The 18,514-nt window shown below is 67.6% G+C and carries 17 protein-coding genes; 12 read left to right on the plus strand and 5 right to left on the minus strand.

Annotated features, from left to right (window positions below; translation table 11 throughout):
• Positions 1-16: 16 nt before the first annotated feature.
• The 4 genes from INQ48_12345 (at position 17) to INQ48_12360 (ending at position 5,237) form a co-directional block, all read left to right on the plus strand.
• Complete coding sequence (locus INQ48_12345) at positions 17-1,561, plus strand: acyl-CoA carboxylase subunit beta (protein QRF59955.1); 1,545 nt, start codon at positions 17-19, stop codon at positions 1,559-1,561.
• Between the two features lie 108 nt (positions 1,562-1,669).
• A complete protein-coding gene (locus tag INQ48_12350) occupies positions 1,670-3,718 on the plus strand; it encodes an acetyl/propionyl/methylcrotonyl-CoA carboxylase subunit alpha (GenBank protein ID QRF59956.1) in 2,049 nt (682 codons plus the stop codon).
• Complete coding sequence (bioB, locus tag INQ48_12355) at positions 3,718-4,755, plus strand: biotin synthase BioB (GenBank protein ID QRF59957.1); 1,038 nt, start codon at positions 3,718-3,720, stop codon at positions 4,753-4,755. The genes INQ48_12350 and bioB overlap by 1 nt, the downstream gene beginning before the upstream one ends.
• Positions 4,752-5,237 (plus strand): VOC family protein, encoded by a 486-nt coding sequence (locus tag INQ48_12360; protein ID QRF59958.1) that lies wholly within the window; start codon positions 4,752-4,754, stop codon positions 5,235-5,237. The genes bioB and INQ48_12360 overlap by 4 nt, the downstream gene beginning before the upstream one ends.
• 12 nt (positions 5,238-5,249) lie before the next feature.
• Here the strand turns inward: INQ48_12360 and INQ48_12365 are convergent, their stop codons facing one another.
• Positions 5,250-5,747, minus strand: coding sequence for an Lrp/AsnC family transcriptional regulator (locus INQ48_12365; protein QRF59959.1), 498 nt, complete (start codon positions 5,745-5,747; stop codon positions 5,250-5,252).
• A gap of 127 nt (positions 5,748-5,874) precedes the next feature.
• Between INQ48_12365 and yedA the strand changes: the two genes are divergently transcribed.
• Positions 5,875-6,780, plus strand: coding sequence for a drug/metabolite exporter YedA (gene yedA / locus INQ48_12370; protein QRF59960.1), 906 nt, complete (start codon positions 5,875-5,877; stop codon positions 6,778-6,780).
• A gap of 13 nt (positions 6,781-6,793) precedes the next feature.
• Here the strand turns inward: yedA and INQ48_12375 are convergent, their stop codons facing one another.
• The 4 genes from INQ48_12375 to INQ48_12390 form a co-directional block, all read right to left on the minus strand.
• Complete coding sequence (locus INQ48_12375) at positions 6,794-7,432, minus strand: LysE family transporter (GenBank protein QRF59961.1); 639 nt, start codon at positions 7,430-7,432, stop codon at positions 6,794-6,796.
• Positions 7,429-8,061 (minus strand): RnfABCDGE type electron transport complex subunit B, encoded by a 633-nt coding sequence (locus tag INQ48_12380; protein QRF59962.1) that lies wholly within the window; start codon positions 8,059-8,061, stop codon positions 7,429-7,431. Before INQ48_12380 ends, INQ48_12375 begins: the two co-directional genes overlap by 4 nt.
• Before the next feature lie 16 nt (positions 8,062-8,077).
• Complete coding sequence (locus INQ48_12385) at positions 8,078-9,535, minus strand: polyhydroxyalkanoate depolymerase (GenBank protein ID QRF59963.1); 1,458 nt, start codon at positions 9,533-9,535, stop codon at positions 8,078-8,080.
• Between the two features lie 190 nt (positions 9,536-9,725).
• Entirely contained in the window at positions 9,726-10,922 is a 1,197-nt protein-coding gene (locus INQ48_12390; GenBank protein ID QRF59964.1) for an aspartate/tyrosine/aromatic aminotransferase, read from the minus strand.
• 180 nt (positions 10,923-11,102) lie between these two features.
• Here INQ48_12390 and uvrB point away from each other — a divergent pair, with 180 nt between their 5' ends.
• The 7 genes from uvrB (at position 11,103) to hscA (ending at position 18,500) form a co-directional block, all read left to right on the plus strand.
• On the plus strand, positions 11,103-13,148 hold the full coding sequence (gene uvrB / locus INQ48_12395; protein QRF60709.1) for an excinuclease ABC subunit UvrB: 2,046 nt from the start codon (positions 11,103-11,105) through the stop codon (positions 13,146-13,148).
• Positions 13,149-13,386: 238 nt separating this feature from the next.
• Positions 13,387-13,923, plus strand: coding sequence for a Fe-S cluster assembly transcriptional regulator IscR (gene iscR / locus INQ48_12400; GenBank protein QRF59965.1), 537 nt, complete (start codon positions 13,387-13,389; stop codon positions 13,921-13,923).
• A 110-nt stretch (positions 13,924-14,033) separates the two neighbouring features.
• Positions 14,034-15,254: an IscS subfamily cysteine desulfurase gene (locus INQ48_12405; protein QRF59966.1), complete on the plus strand. Its 1,221-nt coding sequence runs from the start codon at positions 14,034-14,036 to the stop codon at positions 15,252-15,254.
• Between the two features lie 59 nt (positions 15,255-15,313).
• Positions 15,314-15,727: a Fe-S cluster assembly scaffold IscU gene (iscU, locus tag INQ48_12410; protein QRF59967.1), complete on the plus strand. Its 414-nt coding sequence runs from the start codon at positions 15,314-15,316 to the stop codon at positions 15,725-15,727.
• Between the two features lies 1 nt (position 15,728).
• Positions 15,729-16,052: an iron-sulfur cluster assembly protein IscA gene (gene iscA / locus INQ48_12415; protein QRF59968.1), complete on the plus strand. Its 324-nt coding sequence runs from the start codon at positions 15,729-15,731 to the stop codon at positions 16,050-16,052.
• A gap of 63 nt (positions 16,053-16,115) precedes the next feature.
• Positions 16,116-16,634 carry a Fe-S protein assembly co-chaperone HscB gene (gene hscB, locus INQ48_12420; GenBank protein ID QRF59969.1) on the plus strand — a complete coding sequence of 173 codons (519 nt, stop codon included), beginning with the start codon at positions 16,116-16,118 and terminating at the stop codon, positions 16,632-16,634.
• Between the two features lie 6 nt (positions 16,635-16,640).
• Positions 16,641-18,500 carry a Fe-S protein assembly chaperone HscA gene (gene hscA / locus INQ48_12425; protein QRF59970.1) on the plus strand — a complete coding sequence of 620 codons (1,860 nt, stop codon included), beginning with the start codon at positions 16,641-16,643 and terminating at the stop codon, positions 18,498-18,500.
• The last annotated feature ends 14 nt before the right edge of the window (positions 18,501-18,514 follow it).

An 18,514-nucleotide genomic window follows, 5' to 3' on the forward strand; every position in this document is an offset into this window, starting at 1 on the left:
CAAAGAGGCTTTTCTCATGCAAGAACTGATCGACGAACTCGAAAAGCGCCGTGCGCAGGCCCGCCTGGGCGGTGGACAAAAGCGCATCGACGCGCAGCACGCCAAGGGCAAGCTCACGGCGCGCGAACGCCTCGAGCTGCTGCTGGACGACGGCACCTTCGAGGAATGGGACATGTTCGTCGAGCACCGCTCGACCGACTTCGGCATGGCCGACAACAAGATCCCGGGCGACGGCGTGGTCACGGGCTACGGCATGATCAACGGCCGCCTGGTGTTCGTCTTCAGCCAGGACTTCACCGTCTTCGGCGGCGCGCTCAGCGAAGCGCATGCCGAGAAGATCTGCAAGGTGATGGACCAGGCGATGAAGGTCGGCGCCCCGGTGATCGGCCTCAACGACTCGGGCGGCGCGCGCATCCAGGAAGGCGTGGCCTCGCTCGGCGGCTATGCCGACGTGTTCCAGCGCAACGTGATGGCCTCGGGCGTGGTGCCGCAGATCAGCATGATCATGGGCCCGTGCGCGGGCGGCGCGGTGTATTCGCCCGCCATGACCGACTTCATCTTCATGGTGAAGGATTCGAGCTACATGTTCGTCACCGGCCCCGAGGTGGTGAAGACCGTGACGCACGAGAGCGTGACGGCCGAGGAACTGGGCGGCGCCGTGACCCACACCACGCGCAGCGGCGTGGCCGACATGGCGTTCGAGAACGACGTCGAGGCGCTGATGATGCTGCGCCGCCTCTACAACTACCTGCCGCTGAACAACCGCGAGAAGCCGCCGGTGCGCCTGGGCAACAACGGCCAGGGCGATCCGGCCGACCGTCCCGACTATTCGCTCGACACGCTGGTGCCCGAGAATGCGAACAAGCCCTACGACATGAAGGAGCTGATCTTCAAGGTCGCGGACGATGGCGACTTCTTCGAGCTGCAGCCGGACTACGCGAAGAACATCGTGATCGGCTTCGCGCGCATGGAAGGCCAGACCGTGGGCATCGTCGCCAACCAGCCGCTGGTGCTGGCGGGCTGCCTCGACATCAAGAGCAGCATCAAGGCCGCGCGCTTCGTGCGCTTCTGCGATGCCTTCAACATCCCGGTCGTGACCTTCGTCGACGTGCCCGGCTTCATGCCCGGCACCGGCCAGGAGTACGGCGGCATCATCAAGCATGGCGCCAAGCTGCTCTACGCCTATGCCGAGTGCACGGTGCCGAAGATCACCGTCATCACGCGCAAGGCCTACGGCGGCGCCTACGACGTGATGGCTTCGAAGCACCTGCGCGGCGACGTCAACCTGGCCTGGCCGCGCGCCGAGATCGCGGTGATAGGTGCCAAGGGCGCGGTCGAGATCATCTTCCGCGAGGACAAGAACGATCCGGCCAAGCTCGCGGCGCGCGAGGCCGAGTACAAGGCCCGCTTCGCCAACCCCTACGTGGCGAGCGCGCGCGGCTACATCGACGACGTGATCCTGCCGCACGAGACGCGCAAGCGCATCTGCCGCTCGCTGGTGATGCTGCGCGAGAAGAAGCTCGAGAACCCGTGGCGCAAGCACGGCAACATTCCGCTCTGAACGATCAACGTCATCACCCACCGTTCGTCCTGAGCCTGTCGAAGGACTGACCCCGGCTTCGACAAGCTCAGCCCGAACGGTGTTGGGGATGCAAAGGAAAGACAAAAAATGTTCAAGAAGATCCTGATTGCGAACCGCGGCGAGATTGCCTGCCGTGTGATCCAGACCGCCAAGAAGATGGGCATCCTCACGGTCGCCGTCTATTCCGACGCCGACAAGGAAGCCCGCCACGTCGAACTGGCCGACGAGGCCGTGCACATCGGCGCCGCGCCCAGCCGCGAGAGCTACCTGCTGGCCGACCGCATCATCGAGGCCTGCAAGAAGACCGGCGCCGAGGCCGTGCATCCGGGCTACGGCTTCCTGTCCGAGAACGAAAGCTTCGCGAAGAGGGTCGAGGAAGAGGGCATCGCCTTCATCGGCCCCAAGCACTACTCGATCGCGGCCATGGGCGACAAGATCGCCTCGAAGAAGCTCGCCAACGAGGCCAAGGTCAACACCATCCCGGGCTGGAACGACGCCATCGAGACCGCCGAGCGCGCGGTCGAGATCGCGAAGGACATCGGCTACCCGGTGATGATCAAGGCCTCGGCCGGCGGCGGCGGCAAGGGCCTGCGCGTGGCCTTCAACGACAAGGAAGCCTTCGAGGGCTTCACCTCCTGCCGCAACGAGGCGCGCAACAGCTTCGGCGACGACCGCGTGTTCATCGAGAAGTTCGTCGAGGAGCCGCGCCACATCGAGATCCAGGTGCTCGGCGATTCGCACGGCCACGTGATCTACCTCAACGAGCGCGAATGCTCGATCCAGCGCCGGCACCAGAAGGTGATCGAGGAGGCGCCGTCGCCCTTCATCAGCGATGCCACGCGCAAGGCGATGGGCGAGCAGGCGGTGGCGCTGGCCAAGGCCGTGAACTACCAGAGCGCGGGCACGGTGGAGTTCGTGGTCGGCAAGGACCAGAGCTTCTACTTCCTCGAGATGAACACCCGGCTGCAGGTGGAGCATCCGGTGACCGAGTGCATCACCGGCCTCGACCTGGTGGAGCTGATGATCCGCGTGGCGGCCGGCGAGGCACTGCCGCTGACGCAGGAGCAGGTCAAGCGCGACGGCTGGGCGATCGAGTGCCGCATCAACGCCGAGGACCCGTTCCGCAACTTCCTGCCCTCGACCGGCCGGCTGGTGAAGTTCCAGCCGCCGGCCGAGACCATGTTCGCGAGCGACACCGAGCACCTGCAGGGCGTGCGCGTGGACACCGGCGTGTACGAGGGCGGCGAGATCCCGATGTACTACGACTCGATGATCGCCAAGCTGATCGTGCACGGCAAGGACCGCAACCACGCGATCGCACGCATGCGCGAGGCGCTCAACGGCTTCGTGATCCGCGGCATCAGCAGCAACATCCCGTTCCAGGCCGCGCTGCTGGCGCATCCGAAGTTCGTGGCCGGCGACTTCAACACCGGCTTCATCGCCGAGAACTACGGCAAGGGCTTCCATGCCGAGGACGTGCCGCACAGCGAGCCCGATTTCCTGGTCGCGCTGGCGGCCTACGTGCACCGCCGCTACCGCGCGCGCGCCTCGGGCATCAGCGGCCAGCTCGAAGGCCATGGCGTGAAGGTGGGCGAGCAGTTCGTGGTGGTGGAGCTCGGCGCCCAGGGCGAGCATGTGCACCACCCGGTGACCGTGAGCGACTTCCACGGCAAGACCGGCGCGAGCGCGGTCACGGTCGGCGGCAAGACCTACAAGATCGACAGCAGCCTCGCGCTGGGCGCGGTGCGCGTGCAGGGCATCGTCAACGACAAGCACTTCACCGCGCAGGTGGAGCGCGGCGCCGGCAAGAATCCGCTGGCGCTGCGGGTGTCGAACGATGGCCGCCAGATCGAGGCCATGGTGCTGTCGCCGCTGGGCGCGCGCCTGCTCGCACTGATGCCGCACAAGGCGCCGCCGGACCTCAGCAAGTTCCTGATGTCGCCGATGCCGGGGCTGCTGGTCGAGGTGGCGGTGCAGCCGGGCCAGCAGGTGCAGGCCGGCGAGAAGCTCGCGGTGATCGAGGCGATGAAGATGGAGAACGTGCTGTTCGCCGCGCAGGACGGCGTGGTCGGCAAGATCTCCGCGGCCAAGGGCGAGTCGCTCGCGGTCGACCAGATCATCCTGGAGTTCAACTGATGGGGGCCAGCGACCTGCAGGCCGTGGTGCTGCACCGGCCCGCGAAGCCGGTGGCGACGCCGGCGCCCGAAGGCCGCTGGTCGATCGAGGCGATCCAGGCGCTGCTCGACAAGCCGCTGATGGAGCTGCTGTTCGAGGCCCAGACGGTGCATCGCCAGCACTTTCCCGCGGGCGACATCGAGCTGGCCACGCTGCTGTCGGTGAAGACCGGCGGCTGCCCCGAGAACTGCGGCTACTGCCCGCAGTCGGCCGAATTCGACACCGGCGTGAAGGCGCAGAAGCTGATGGAGGTCGACGAGGTGCTGCGCGCCGCGCAGGCCGCCAAGGACGCGGGCGCCACGCGCTTCTGCATGGGCGCGGCCTGGCGCGCGCCCAAGGACCGCGACGTCGAGAAGGTGGCGGTGCTGGTCGAGGCGGTGAAGGGCCTGGGCCTGCAGACCTGCGCCACGCTCGGCATGCTCGAGCCGCACCATGCGCGGCAGCTCAAGGCCGCGGGCCTCGACTACTACAACCACAACCTCGACACCGCGCCCGAGTACTACACCGACATCGTCGACACCCGCAGCTACCAGGACCGGCTCGACACGCTGGCCCATGTGCGCGGCGCCGGCATCAGCGTGTGCTGCGGCGGCATCGTGGGCATGGGCGAGGCGCCGGTGCACCGCGCGGGACTGATCGCGCAGCTGGCCAATCTCGATCCGTACCCGGAGTCGGTGCCGATCAACAGCCTGGTGCGCGTGCCCGGCACGCCGCTGGCCGACTCGGAACCGATCGATCCCTTCGACTTCGTGCGCATGATCGCGGTCGCGCGCATCACCATGCCGACCGCGCGCGTGCGCCTGTCGGCCGGCCGTCAGCAGATGGGCGAGGCGGTGCAGGCGCTGTGCTTCATGGCCGGCGCGAATTCGATCTTCTACGGCGACAAGCTGCTGGTCACGGGCAATCCCGACGTCGAGGCCGACGTGCAGCTGTTGCGCAAGCTGGGGCTGCGCTCGCACCGCGCCTCGACCGAAACGAACCCGGAGTCCTGCCAATGAGCGCCATCCAACGTCCCTTCCGCGTGCTGGGCATCCAGCAGATCGCGATCGGCGGTCCCGACAAGACCCGGCTGCAGAAGCTCTGGGTCGACATGCTGGGGCTCGAGGTCACGGGCACCTTCCGAAGCGAGCGCGAGAACGTCGACGAGGACATCTGCGCGATCGGCACCGGCCCGTTCAAGGTCGAGGTCGACCTGATGCAGCCGCTCGATCCCGAAAAGAAGCCCGCGGTGCACGCCACGCCGCTCAACCACGTGGGCCTGTGGATCGACGACCTGCCGACGGCCGTCGAATGGCTGACGTCGCAGGGCGTGCGCTTCGCGCCCGGCGGCATCCGCAAGGGCGCGGCGGGCTTCGACATCTGCTTTTTGCATCCGAAGGCGAACGACGAGTTCCCGATCGCGGGCGAGGGCGTGCTGATCGAGATGGTGCAGGCGCCGCCCGAGGTGGTGAAGGCCTTCGACGCGCTCGCCGGGCGCTGAGCCCGGGCGCCCTCAGGCGTTCACGACCTTCCTGATCGGCGGCTTCACGTCCGAGCGGTGCGGCGGCAGCATCGGCTGGTGCTCGCGCGCCGGGTTCAGGATGATCGAGGTCGCGGTCTCGGTGAGGATGCAGAACTTGGTGACCACCGCGTCGAGGTGGCTCACGTCGATCACCGCGATCTCGAGGATCCAGCTGTCCTCGCCGGTCACGTTGTAGGCGTTCACGCATTCGGGCGTGTCCTGCACCAGCTTCACGACGCGGTCGTAGTCGGCGCGGCCGACGCGGATCATCGCGCGGATGCCGTAGCCCAGCTTGCCGAGGTTGACGGTGGCGCGGTAGCCGCTGATCACGCCCGCGGCCTCGAGCTTCTTCACGCGCTCGGTCACCGCCGGTTGGCTCAGGTGCACGCGGCGACCGAGCTCGGCCATGGTGAGGCGCGCGTCCTTCTGCAGCTCGGCCAGGATGCGGGTGTCGTGGGCATCGAGCGTGGGGTTCAAGGTGGATTCCATCGAAGTCCTTCAAATCGACGGCCGCGAGCCGCCAGAACCGTGATTTGCGCATGGAAGCGCGGCGGCGGCCTTCATACCATGGAGCGGCTCAGGTCCACAACGGGCCATAACAACAGACACCCTCGACATGCTCTCGCTCGCCACTTCCACGCCGTCCGCGCGCGGCGGACTGCCGCCGATCATCTGGCTCTGCCTCGCCGCCACCTGGCTGGTCTGGGGCTCGACCTACCTCGCGATCAAGTACGCGCTGATCAGCTTCCCGCCTTTCCTGCAGATGGGCTCGCGCTTCCTGTTCGCGGGCCTGCTGCTCGCGGCCTGGATGCGCTGGCGCGGCGCGCCCTGGCCGAACCGGCTGCAGTGGCGCAACGCGCTGGTGGTCGGCACGCTGATGCTCGGCGGCGGCATGGGTGGCACCGCGCATGCCGAAGTCTCGGTGGGCTCGGGCCTGGTGGTGGCCTTCATCGCGGTGGTGCCGCTGATCATCGCGCTGCTCAACCTGATCTGGGGCATCGTGCCGACCAAGCTCGAGGCGATCGGCATCGCGCTGGGCCTGGTCGGCGTGCTGATGCTGACCCAGGGCAGCGGCTTCCAGGCCTCGCCGGCGGGGCTGGCCGCGATCAGCATCGCCTGCGTCTGCTGGTCGGCCGGCAGCGTGCTGAGCCAGCGCGCGCTGCCGCTCGCACCGGGCGCGATGGGCTTCGCGAGCGAGATGATCTGCGGCGGCGTGGTGCTGCTGGTGCTGGCCGCCGTCTCGGGCGAGAGCCTCGCCTGGCCGCCCGCGCCGCAGGCCACGGCCGCCTGGTTCTACCTGGTGGTGTTCGGCTCGCTGATCGCCTTCAACGCCTACATGCTGCTGCTGGCGCGCGCGCCGGCCGCGCTGGCGGCCAGCTACACCTTCGTCAATCCAGTGATCGCGATGCTGCTGGGCGTGTGGATCGCGGGCGAGACGGTCACGCGCTTCGAGTGGTACGCGGTGACGGTGATCCTGGCGGGCGTGCTGATGCTGCTGCTCAAGCGCTCGGCCAGGAACTGAGCGGGCCCGTGGCTCAGGCGCCCGGGCGGCGCCACACAGCGAGCGTGGCGGCCAGCAGCCACATGCCCACGGCGCAGCCGCGGTTCAGCGCCTTGAGGCCGCGCCTGGAGAGCCAGCGCACGGCCTGCGTGCCGGCGCCGGCATAGGCCAGCATCACGCAGGTGTCGAGCAGCACGAAGATGCCGCCCAGCAGCAGGTACTGCGGGCCCTGCGGCCGCGCGATGTCGACGAACTGCGGCAGGAAGGCCGCGAAGAACAGCAGCGACTTGGGATTCGACAGCGCCACCGCGAGGCTGCGCAGCAGCGCGATGCGGCCATGCAGCCGGCTCTCGGGCGAGGACTTCGCGAGCGCGGCGCCGAGGTCGGTGGCGTCGCTGCGCCAGAGCTTGATGCCCAGCCACACGAGGTAGGCCACGCCGGCCACGCGGATCGCGTTGAACAGCCATTCCGAGGCCGCCAGCAGCGAGCCCAGGCCGAGTGCGACGACGGCGATCACGATGCTGCTGCCGAGCGAGGCGCCAACGATGCCCCAGCTCGCGCGGCGCATGCCGCCGTCGATGCCGTTCGACAGCGCGAGCAGCATGGTCGGGCCCGGGATCACGGCGAGCGCGAGGGAGGCGAGCACGAAGACGAGCAGGGTGTCGAGGTTCATGGCTTGGGCGTGGAGGGACGTTGGGCGGCAGCGCGGGCGCGCGCGAGCGCGGCCTCGACCACCGAGCGCTTGCGGGCCTCGGCGCTGGGCGCCGCGACCTCGGCTTCGGGGCGCTTCTTGCCCTGGCGCGCATCGGTGGGCCGGTGCTGGCCGTGCAGGGCATAGCGCGCGCGGGCATGGGCCGCCTGCGCGGGCGACCAGGCCTGCCAGCCGGTGCGGCCCGGCGTGGCGTCCTCGAGCGAGATGCAGTCGACCGGGCAGACCGGGATGCAGAGTTCGCAGCCCGTGCAGTGCGCGTCGATCACGGTGTGCATGCGCTTGTTGATGCCGAGGATGGCGTCGGTCGGGCAGGCATCGAGGCACAGCGTGCAGCCGATGCACCAGGCCTCGTCGATCACCGCCAGCCGGCGCGGGCCCTCGGTGCCGAAGGCAGGGTCGAGCGCCTGCACGGGGCGGCCGGTGAGCCGCGCGAGCCGCTCGACGCCCTCGGCGCCGCCGGGCGGGCACTGGTTGATCTCGGCCTCGGCGCCGGCCACGGCCTGCGCATAGCCCTCGCAGTCCGGATAGCCGCAACGGGTGCACTGCGTCTGGGGCAGTGCGTCGTGGATGCGTGCGGCCAGTCCGTTCACGGGAGGGAGAGGGCGCTCAGCGCGCCGCGGCGCGGGTCTTGCGCGCCACGGTCTTCTTCGGGGCGGGCGCGCGCTTCGCGGCTGCCGGTGCGGCCTTCTTGGCCGCGACGGCCTTCTTCGCGGGTGCCGTGGCGGTGGTGGCAGCCAGCTTGCGGCCGGGCTTGACCTGGTCTTCCGCCGCCAGGCTCTCGCGCGCGCCGGCGCGGCTTTGCGGCTGGTCGTTGGCGGCGATGAACTTTTGCATCTTGGGGTAGACCAGCTCGCGCCAGCGGCGGCCGCTGAAGATGCCGTAGTGGCCCGCGCCCTTGACCTCGTAGTGCTCGCGCTTCGCATCGTCGATGCCGGTGCACAGCTCGTGCGCGGCCTCGGTCTGGCCCGAGCCCGAGATGTCGTCGAGCTCGCCCTCGACCGTGAGCAGCGCGGTGGCGCGGATGTCCTGCGGGCGCACGCGCTCGACCTCGCCCGTGGGGCTCTTCACGTCCCAGGTGCCGTTGACCAGGTCGAATTCCTGGAACACGGTGCGGATCGTCTCGAGGTAGTAATCGGCATCCATGTCGAGCACGGCGTTGTACTCGTCGTAGAACTTGCGGTGCGCCTCGGCGCTCGCGTCGTCGCCCTTGATCAGGTCCTTGAAGTAGTCGTAGTGGCTGCTCGCGTGGCGGTCGGGGTTCATCGCGACGAAACCCGTGTGCTGCAGGAAGCCCGGGTAGACGCGCCGGCCCGCGCCCGGGAAGCCCTGGGGCACGCGGTAGATCACGTTGTTCTCGAACCACTCGAAGCTCTTGTTCATCGCGAGGTTGTTGACCGCCGTGGGCGACTTGCGGGCGTCGATCGGGCCGCCCATCATCGTCATGGTGAGCGGCAGCGCCTCGCCGCGGCTGGCCATCAGCGACACGGCGGCCAGCACCGGCACCGTGGGCTGGCACACGCTGACCACGTGGCAGTTGCCGTACTCGGCCTGCAGGCGGCGGATGAACTCCTGCACGTAGTTGATGTAGTCGTCGAGGTGGAACTCGCCGTCCGACAGCGGCACCAGGCGTGCGTTCTTCCAATCGGTGATGTAGACCTTGTGGCCCTGCAGCAGGGTGCGCACCGTGTCGCGCAGCAGGGTGGCGTAGTGGCCCGACAGCGGCGCCACCACCAGCACCACGGGCTGGCTCTTGAGCGTCTTGAGGATGTCCGGCTCGTCGGTGAAGCGCTTGAAGCGCCGCAGCTGGCAGAAGGGCTTTTCCAGCTCGATCACTTCCTGGATCACGACGTCGTCGCCGTCGACCTTGACCGACTTGATGTTGAACTCGGGCTTCTCGTAGTCCTTGCCGAGGCGGTAGAGCAGGTCGTAGCTCGCCGCCATGCGCTGCGCTCCGGGCAGCTGGCTCCAGACGGCGCCGGGGCTGTAGAGCTTGGAGGCGGCCTGGGCGAAGTCCGCGAACGGTTCCATGAGGGAACGCTGGGCTTCGTAGAGTTGGTAGAGCATCGCTGTGTCGAGTTGGAATGTTGCGGTGCAATATATCAGCGCATTTCGACACGCGCAGGGGGCCTAACCCTAGGCCCGGGAAGGCCCTCGGAGATGGCCGCGGGCTTGCGTGAACAAGTTGTGTCGCGCAGGTGACTCGAGCGAATCACCGCGCGGCCACGACCGCTTCATGCGCCCGCGGCGCCCGGTCTCAGATGACCTTGGCGATCGACGCGCAGACGTGCTCGATGTTCTTGCTGTTGAGCGCGGCCACGCACATGCGGCCGGTGTCGGTGCCGTAGACGCCGAACTCGTTGCGCAGGCGCACCATCTGGTCCTTGGTCAGGCCCGAGTAGCTGAACATGCCGATCTGGGTGGTGATGAAGCTCATGTCTTCCTTCACGCCGGCGGCCTTGAGGCCGTCGACCAGCTTCTGGCGCATGGCCTTGATGCGCACGCGCATCTCGCCCAGTTCCTTCTCCCACAGGGCGCGCAGCTCGGGGTTGCCGAGCACCGCGGCCACCACGGCGCCGCCGTGCGTGGGCGGGTTGCTGTAGTTGGTGCGGATGGCGATCTTCAGCTGCGACAGCACGCGCGCGGCTTCTTCCTTGTTCTCGCACAGCACCGACAGGGCGCCCACGCGCTCGCCGTAGAGGCTGAAGCTCTTGGAGAACGAGGTCGAGACGAAGAAGGTCAGGCCGGCGGCGACGAACTTGGCGACGGCCGCGCCGTCTTCCTGCAGGCCGTAGCCGAAGCCCTGGTAGGCCATGTCGAGGAAGGGCACCAGGCCCTTGGCCTTGACGGCGGCCACGACCTGGTCCCACTGCGCGGGCGTGATGTCGTAGCCGGTCGGATTGTGGCAGCAGGCGTGCAGCACGACCACGGTGCCGGCCGGAGCGGCGTTGAGCGCGGCCAGCATGCCGTCGAAGTCGATGCCGCGCTTGGCGGCATCGTAGTAGGGGTAGCTCTCGACCTCGAAGCCGGCGTTGGTGAACAGCGCGCGGTGGTTTTCCCAGCTCGGGTCGCTGATCAGCACCTTGGCGGCGGGGTTGAGCTTCTTGAGGAAGTCGGCGCCGACCTTGAGGCCGCCGGTGCCGCCGATGGCCTGGATCGTGGCGACGCGGCCCGAGGTGACGGGTTCGCTGTCGGCGCCGAAGACCAGCACCTTCACGGCGTTGTCGTACGCAGCGATGCCGTCGATGGGCAGATAACCACGCGCCGTGGGCGCTTTCATCATGTTCTGCTCGGCCGCCTGCACGCACTGCAGCAGGGGCAGCTTGCCGTTGTCGTCGTAGTAGACGCCGACGCCGAGATTGACCTTGTTGGGGTTGGTGTCGGCGGCAAATTGCTCGTTGAGGCCGAGGATCGGATCGCGCGGTGCCATCTCGACCGCGGTGAACATAGACATGGAAAGGTCCTTTGGGATGAAAGCTTCGCTGGCAACCGCTCGAGGCTATAAGCTTTGCGGTTGCCTTGAATTTTACCGGCGCCACGCCACCTGACGGGTACAGCCATGCCAGAGACCAACGAAGCCATAGCAGACTCGAACAACGCCGACCCCGTGGGGCCGGCTCCCCAGGGCGAATTCATCAGCTTCCCGGGCTCGCCTTTCGAGCTGTACCAGCCCTATCCGCCGGCCGGCGACCAGCCGAAGGCCATCGACCAGCTGGTCGAGGGCGTGAGCGACGGCGAGGTGTTCCAGACCCTGCTGGGCGTGACCGGCTCGGGCAAGACCTTCACCATGGCCAACGTGATCGCCCGCACCGGGCGCCCGGCCATCGTGTTCGCGCCCAACAAGACCCTGGCGGCGCAGCTCTACAGCGAATTCCGCGAGTTCTTCCCGAAGAACGCCGTCGAGTACTTCGTCAGCTATTACGACTACTACCAGCCCGAGGCCTACGTGCCGCAGCGCGACCTGTTCATCGAGAAGGACTCCTCGATCAACGAGCACATCGAGCAGATGCGGCTGTCCGCCACCAAGAGCGTGCTGGAGCGGCGCGACACCGTGATCGTGGCCACCGTGAGCGCGATCTACGGCATCGGCACGCCCGAGGACTACATGGAGATGCGGCTGATCGCGCGCGTGGGCGACAAGGTCGGCCAGCGCGACCTGATCGCTCAGCTGATCCGCATGCAGTACACGCGCAACGAGCAGGACTTCGCGCGCGGCACCTTCCGCGTGCGCGGCGACACCATCGACGTGTTCCCGGCCGAACACAGCGAGCTCGCGATCCGCTTCGAGCTGTTCGACGACGAGATCGAGTCGCTGCAGCTGTTCGACCCGCTGACCGGGCGCATCCGCCAGAAGGTGCCGCGCTTCACCGTCTACCCCTCGAGCCACTACGTGACGCCGCGCGACAAGGTGCTGGCGGCGGTGGAAACCATCAAGATCGAGCTCGACGGAAGGCTCAAGGAACTCGTGGCCGCGGGCAAGCTGGTGGAGGCCCAGCGGCTCGAGCAGCGCACCCGCTTCGACCTCGAGATGCTGGCCGAGATCGGCCACTGCAAGGGCATCGAGAACTACACGCGCCACCTCTCGGGCGCGGCGCCCGGCGACCCGCCGCCCACGCTGACCGACTACCTGCCGAAGGACGCCCTGATGTTCCTCGACGAGAGCCATCAGATGATCGGCCAGCTCGGCGGCATGTACAACGGCGACCGGGCGCGCAAGACCACGCTGGTCGAGTACGGCTTCCGGCTGCCGAGCGCGCTCGACAACCGGCCGCTCAAGCTCGAGGAATTCGAGAAGCGCATGCGCCAGTGCATCTTCGTATCGGCCACGCCGGCCGACTACGAGAAGCAGCACGCCGGGCAGGTGGTCGAGCAGCTGGTGCGCCCCACGGGCCTGATCGATCCCGAGGTGGAGGTCCGGCCGGCCACCCACCAGGTCGACGACGTGCTGCAGGAGATCCACGTGCGCGTGGAGAAGAACGAGCGCGTGCTGATCACCACCCTGACCAAGCGCATGGCCGAGCAGCTCACCGACTACCTGGGCGACAACGGCGTGAAGGTGCGCTACCTGCACAGCGACGTCGACACGGTAGAGCGGGTGGAGATCCTGCGCGACCTGCGCCTGGGCGCCTTCGACGTGCTGGTGGGCATCAACCTGCTGCGCGAGGGGCTCGACATTCCCGAGGTCTCGCTGGTGGCGATCCTCGATGCCGACAAGGAAGGCTTCCTGCGCGCCGAGCGCTCGCTGATCCAGACCATCGGCCGGGCGGCGCGCAACCTGAACGGCAAGGCCATCCTGTATGCCGACCGGATGACCGAATCGATGAAGCGCGCCATCGGCGAGACCGAGCGCCGGCGCGCGCGCCAGGTCGCCCACAACGAAGCGAACGGCATCACGCCGCGCAGCATCGTGAAGCAGGTGCGCGACCTGATCGACGGCGTCTACAGCGAGAAGACCGGCAAGGAGATGGCCAAGCTGGACCTGGAACGCGCCAAGGTCGAGGACATGACCGAGAAGGACATCGCGCGCGAGATCAAGCGGCTCGAGAAGCAGATGCTGGAGCACGCGCGCAACCTCGAGTTCGAGAAGGCGGCGCGGGTGCGCGACCAGTTGGCGCTGCTGCGCGAGCAGGCCTTCGGTGCCGCGGGCGGCGACAACATCGCCGTGATGCCGGCCAAGTAGGCCGAAGGCCTTCGGTAGCCGCTCCCCCGATCGCCCGGAATCGGGTTTACCCGAGCAAAGTTCGGGGCCTTCTGATATACTTGAGCGAAACACTCAACAAAAAAGAAACTTCGCGATGAAGGACCGACTCACACCCACTGGCTCACCAGTGTCAAGAGTCGGGCAGGGCGGAGACGAGATCACCGTGGCTCCCGGGCAACGGTGTCATTTCAACGGTAAGCGCTAAAAGGAGCTTGCGATGCGTCTCACTACCAAAGGCCGTTTTGCGGTCACAGCCATGATCGATCTGGCGCTGCGCCAGAACACCGGTCCGGTCACGCTGGCCGCGATCAGCCAGCGGCAGCAGATTTCGCTGTCGTACCTCGAGCAACTTTTCGGCAAGCTGCGCCGTCACGAACTCGTCGAATCCACCCGGGGTCCGGGCGGTGGCTACAGCCTCGGCCGCAAGGCTGCCGACATCACCGTGGCCGACATCATCGTGTCGGTCGACGAACCGATCGACGCCACCCAGTGCGGCGGCAAGGAAAACTGCCTCGGCGAACAGGGCCGCTGCATGACCCACGAACTCTGGGCCTCGCTGAACCAGCGCATGGTCGAGTTCCTCGATTCGGTCACCTTGCAGAAGCTGGTCGACGACCAGATCGCCAAGGGCGTGCAGATCGAGAACAAGCCCGTCGTCAAGCGCGCCATTTCCGCGCAGCCGGTGGTCAAGCCGATCCGCGTCAATGCACCGAATTCGGTGTTTGCCCTCGGCAACGTCTTCGCCAAGTCCTGAGGACCGCGACGCAGACGCTTCGAGACGAGACCGACGCGGCGCCCACGCCGGGCGCCGCCAGCGAACTAACAGCGACCAAGAACAACCCCCCACGCCAGCACGAGCCAGCCATGGACGTAACTCCTCATTTCCCGATCTATCTCGACTACGGCGCCACCACGCCGGTCGACCCGCGTGTGGTCGACGCCATGATTCCCTGGTTGCGTGAGCACTTCGGCAACCCGGCGTCGCGCAGCCACGCCTGGGGCTGGGAAGCGGAAGAAGCGGTCGAGAAGGCCCGCGGCTACGTGGCCGAGCTGATCGGTGCCGATCCGCGCGAGATCGTCTGGACCTCGGGCGCCACCGAGTCGAACAACCTCGCGCTCAAGGGCGCGGCGCAGTTCTACAAGGGCAAGGGCAAGCACCTGATCACGGTGAAGACCGAGCACAAGGCCGTGCTCGACACCATGCGCGAACTTGAGCGCCAGGGCTTCGAGGTCACCTACCTCGACGTGCAGGAAGACGGCCTGCTCGACCTCGAGAAGTTCAAGGCCGCGATCCGCCCCGACACGATTCTCGCGAGCGTCATGTTCGTGAACAACGAAATCGGCGTGGTGCAGGACGTGGTGGCGCTCGGCAACATCTGCCGCGAGAAGGGCGTGATCTTCCACGTCGACGCCGCGCAGGCCACCGGCAAGGTCGAGATCGACATCGCCAAGCTGCCGATCGACCTGATGAGCCTGGCGTCGCACAAGACCTACGGCCCCAAGGGCATCGGCGCGCTGTACGTGCGTCGCAAGCCGCGCGTGCGGCTCGAGGCCCAGATGCACGGTGGCGGCCACGAGCGCGGCATGCGTTCGGGCACGCTGCCCACGCACCAGATCGTGGGCATGGGCGAGGCCTTCCGCATCGCCAAGCTCGAGATTAAGGAAGACATCGCCAAGGCCGCGCGGCTGCAGAAGCGCCTGCTCGACGGCCTGAAGGACGTGGAACAGGTCTTCATCAACGGCGACCTCGAGCACCGCGTGCCTCACAATTTGAACATGAGCTTCAACTACGTCGAAGGCGAGTCGCTGATCATGGGCATCAAGGGCCTGGCGGTGTCGTCGGGTTCGGCCTGCACCTCGGCCAGCCTCGAGCCCAGCTACGTGCTGCGCGCCCTGGGCCGCAGCGACGAACTGGCCCACAGCAGCCTGCGCATGACCATCGGCCGTTTCACGACCGAGGAAGAGATCGACTACGCCGTCTCGACCATCAAGCACAACGTGGCCAAGCTGCGCGAATTGAGCCCCCTGTGGGAAATGTTCCAGGACGGCGTCGACATCAGCACGATCCAGTGGTCGGCGCACTGAGGCAGTGACGCGAGACCGCTCCGAAGCTCCACGATTGAACACAGTTTGAGAGGTACACCATGGCATATTCTTCCAAGGTCATCGACCACTACGAAAACCCGCGCAACGTCGGCTCCTTCGAAAAGGGCGACGATTCGGTCGGCACCGGCATGGTCGGTGCACCGGCCTGCGGCGACGTGATGAAGCTGCAGATCAAGGTCAACCCCGAAACCGGCGTGATCGAAGACGCGCGCTTCAAGACCTACGGCTGCGGCTCGGCGATCGCCTCGTCGTCGCTCGTGACCGAATGGGTCAAGGGCAAGACGCTCGACGAAGCCGCCGCGCTCAAGAACGCGCAGATCGCCGAGGAACTGGCGCTGCCGCCGGTCAAGATCCACTGCTCGATCCTCGCCGAGGACGCGATCAAGGCGGCCGTGAGCGACTACAAGGCCAAGCACGGCGCGAAGAGCGCCGAAGCCGCGGCAGTGCACTGAGATGGCCGTCACGCTGACAGAAGCCGCCGCGCGCCATGTGAATCGCTACCTCGGCAAGCGAGGCAAGGGCGTGGGCGTGCGGCTGGGCGTGAAGACCACGGGCTGCTCGGGCCTGGCCTACAAGCTCGAGTACGTGGACGAGCTGACGCCCGAAGACGTGGTGTTCGAGGACCAAGGCGTGAAGGTGCTGGTGGACCCGAAGAGCCTGGCCTACATCGACGGCACGCAGCTGGACTTCGTGCGCGAGGGCCTCAACGAGGGCTTCAAGTTCAACAACCCGAACGAACGCGACCGCTGCGGTTGCGGGGAAAGCTTCCGCATCTGATGCGCAGTCGCTGACCGCGACAACAGCCGCCACCATGTCATGTGCTGGCGGTTTTTTCTTGCCATGAACCTGAACGACACCGACTTCGAGCTGTTCGCCGTCCCCGCGACTTTCGCGCAGGACCGCGCGGCGCTGGACGCGCGCTGGAAAGAGCTGCAGCGCGAAGCCCATCCCGACCGCTTCGCCGCGCAGGGCGCGGCGGCGCAGCGCGTGGCCATGCAATGGTCGGTGCGCATCAACGAGGCCTACCAGCGGCTCAAGGATCCGGTGCGGCGCGCGAGCTACCTCTGCGAGCTCCATGGCGCCGCGGTCAATGCCGAGAACAACACGGCGATGCCGTCCGACTTCCTGATGCAGCAGATGGAGTGGCGCGAGGCGCTCGACGAGGTCGAGGACATCGCCGCGCTCGACAAGCTGCAAGACGAGGTCGACGCGGGCCGTGCCCGCGCGCTCTCGTCGCTCGACTGGCTGATCGACGAGAAGGGCGACTACCCCGCCGCCGCGCAGCAGGTGAGAGCCCTCATGTTCATTGAGCGCTTCGGCCACGACGTCGAAGCCAAATCGGATCAGTTGGGACAATAAAGCCCTATGGCTCTTCTTCAGATTTCCGAACCCGGCCAGGCCCCTGATCCGCATCAGCGCCGCATCGCCGTCGGCATCGACCTCGGCACCACGCATTCGCTGGTGGCCTCGGTGCGCAACGGCGTGGCCGAATGCCTGCCCGACGACCAGGGCCGCGTGCTGCTGCCTTCGGTGGTGCGCTACCTCGACAAGGAGCGCCGCCAGATCGGTTTCGACGCGGTCGCCGCGCGCGCACAGGACCCCTCGAACACCATCACCTCGGTCAAGCGGCTCATGGGCCGCGGGCTGGCCGACGTGACCCACCGCGAAGCGATGTCCTATGCCATCGGCGGTGGCGACGGCGGCATGGTGCAGGTGCACACGGCGGCCGGCGACAAGTCGCCGGTCGAGATCAGCGCCGAGATCCTCGCGACGCTGCGCTACCGCGCCGAGGACACCTTCGACGACGAGCTCTACGGCGCGGTCATCACCGTGCCGGCCTACTTCGACGAGGGCCAGCGCCAGGCCACGAAGGACGCGGCGCAGCTGGCCGGCCTCAACGTGCTGCGGCTGATCAGCGAGCCCACCGCGGCCGCCATCGCCTACGGCCTCGACAACGCGAGCGAGGGCGTCTACGCGGTCTACGACCTCGGCGGCGGCACCTTCGACATCTCCATCCTGCGGCTCACGCAGGGCGTGTTCGAGGTCATCGCGACCGGCGGCGACTCGGCGCTCGGCGGCGACGATTACGACCATGCGCTGGCCGACTTCGTGCTGGCGCAAAGCGGTGTTCACACCGCGAGCGAAACCGACAAGGCCGCGGTGCTGGTGGCGGCGCGTGCCGCCAAGGAAGCGCTGACCGATGCCGACACCGTGACCTTCGCCGCCGACGTGGGCGGCCAGCCGATTCGCTTCGCGCTGCAGCGCGCGCAGTTCGACGCGGCCACCAAGACACTCACCGACCGCACCCTGGCCGCCGTGCGCAAGGCGCTGCGCGATGCCAGGCTCAAGGCAGACGACCTGCAGGGCATCGTGCTGGTGGGCGGATCGACGCGCATGCCGCAGGTCCGCGAGGCGGTCGCCGAATTCTTCGGCCGCGAGCCGCTGGTCAATCTGAACCCCGACGAGGTCGTCGCGCTCGGCGCCGCGATCCAGGCGAACCAGCTGGCCGGCAACAACGGCGCGGGCGAACTGCTGCTGCTCGACGTGATTCCGCTGTCGCTGGGTCTCGAGACCATGGGCGGGCTGGTCGAGCGCATCGTTCCGCGCAACCAGACCATCCCGACCGCGATGGCGCAGGACTTCACCACCTACCAGGACGGCCAGACCGCGCTGGCGCTGCACGTGGTGCAGGGCGAGCGCGACCTGGTGGCCGATTGCCGCAGCCTCGCGCGCTTCACCTTGCGCGGCATTCCGCCGATGACTGCGGGCGCCGCGCGCATCCGCGTGACCTTCACGGTCGACGCCGACGGCCTGCTGAGCGTGAGCGCCAAGGAGCAGGCCAGTGGCGTGGAAGCCAGCGTCACCGTCAAGCCTTCCTACGGGCTGTCGGACGACCAGATCGCGACCATGCTCCAGGAGAGCTTTTCGACCGCGCAGCAGGACATGCAGGCGCGCGCGCTGGTCGAGGCCCGCGTCGATGCCGAGCGCATGCTGCTCGCGACGAAGAGCGCGCTCGATGCCGACGGCGACCTGCTCGACGCCGAGGAGCGCGCGGCCATCGATGCGTCGATGGACGCGCTGCGCCTGGGTGCCCAGGGCAGCGACGCGGCCGCGATCGAGGCCGCGACCAAGGCGCTGGCCGAGATCACCGAACCCTTCGCCGCGCAGCGCATGAATGCCGGCATCGCCCGCGCGCTCTCGGGGCGCAAGGTCGAATCGCTCTAAGACAGAACACCGCA

Source organism: Variovorax paradoxus (genome assembly GCA_016806145.1).
GTDB lineage: Bacteria > Pseudomonadota > Gammaproteobacteria > Burkholderiales > Burkholderiaceae_C > Variovorax.

Excerpts from the sequence above, each read along its gene's own strand:
- INQ48_12345 (QRF59955.1), top strand. The coding sequence starts at position 17 with ATGCAAGAACTGATCGACGAACTCGAAAAGCGCCGTGCGCAGGCCCGC.
- INQ48_12350 (QRF59956.1), top strand. The coding sequence starts at position 1,670 with ATGTTCAAGAAGATCCTGATTGCGAACCGCGGCGAGATTGCCTGCCGT.
- bioB (QRF59957.1), top strand. The coding sequence starts at position 3,718 with ATGGGGGCCAGCGACCTGCAGGCCGTGGTGCTGCACCGGCCCGCGAAG.
- INQ48_12360 (QRF59958.1), top strand. The coding sequence starts at position 4,752 with ATGAGCGCCATCCAACGTCCCTTCCGCGTGCTGGGCATCCAGCAGATC.
- INQ48_12365 (QRF59959.1), bottom strand. The coding sequence starts at position 5,747 with ATGGAATCCACCTTGAACCCCACGCTCGATGCCCACGACACCCGCATC.
- yedA (QRF59960.1), top strand. The coding sequence starts at position 5,875 with ATGCTCTCGCTCGCCACTTCCACGCCGTCCGCGCGCGGCGGACTGCCG.
- INQ48_12375 (QRF59961.1), bottom strand. The coding sequence starts at position 7,432 with ATGAACCTCGACACCCTGCTCGTCTTCGTGCTCGCCTCCCTCGCGCTC.
- INQ48_12385 (QRF59963.1), bottom strand. The coding sequence starts at position 9,535 with ATGCTCTACCAACTCTACGAAGCCCAGCGTTCCCTCATGGAACCGTTC.
- INQ48_12390 (QRF59964.1), bottom strand. The coding sequence starts at position 10,922 with ATGTCTATGTTCACCGCGGTCGAGATGGCACCGCGCGATCCGATCCTC.
- iscR (QRF59965.1), top strand. The coding sequence starts at position 13,387 with ATGCGTCTCACTACCAAAGGCCGTTTTGCGGTCACAGCCATGATCGAT.
- INQ48_12405 (QRF59966.1), top strand. The coding sequence starts at position 14,034 with ATGGACGTAACTCCTCATTTCCCGATCTATCTCGACTACGGCGCCACC.
- iscU (QRF59967.1), top strand. The coding sequence starts at position 15,314 with ATGGCATATTCTTCCAAGGTCATCGACCACTACGAAAACCCGCGCAAC.
- iscA (QRF59968.1), top strand. The coding sequence starts at position 15,729 with ATGGCCGTCACGCTGACAGAAGCCGCCGCGCGCCATGTGAATCGCTAC.
- hscB (QRF59969.1), top strand. The coding sequence starts at position 16,116 with ATGAACCTGAACGACACCGACTTCGAGCTGTTCGCCGTCCCCGCGACT.
- hscA (QRF59970.1), top strand. The coding sequence starts at position 16,641 with ATGGCTCTTCTTCAGATTTCCGAACCCGGCCAGGCCCCTGATCCGCAT.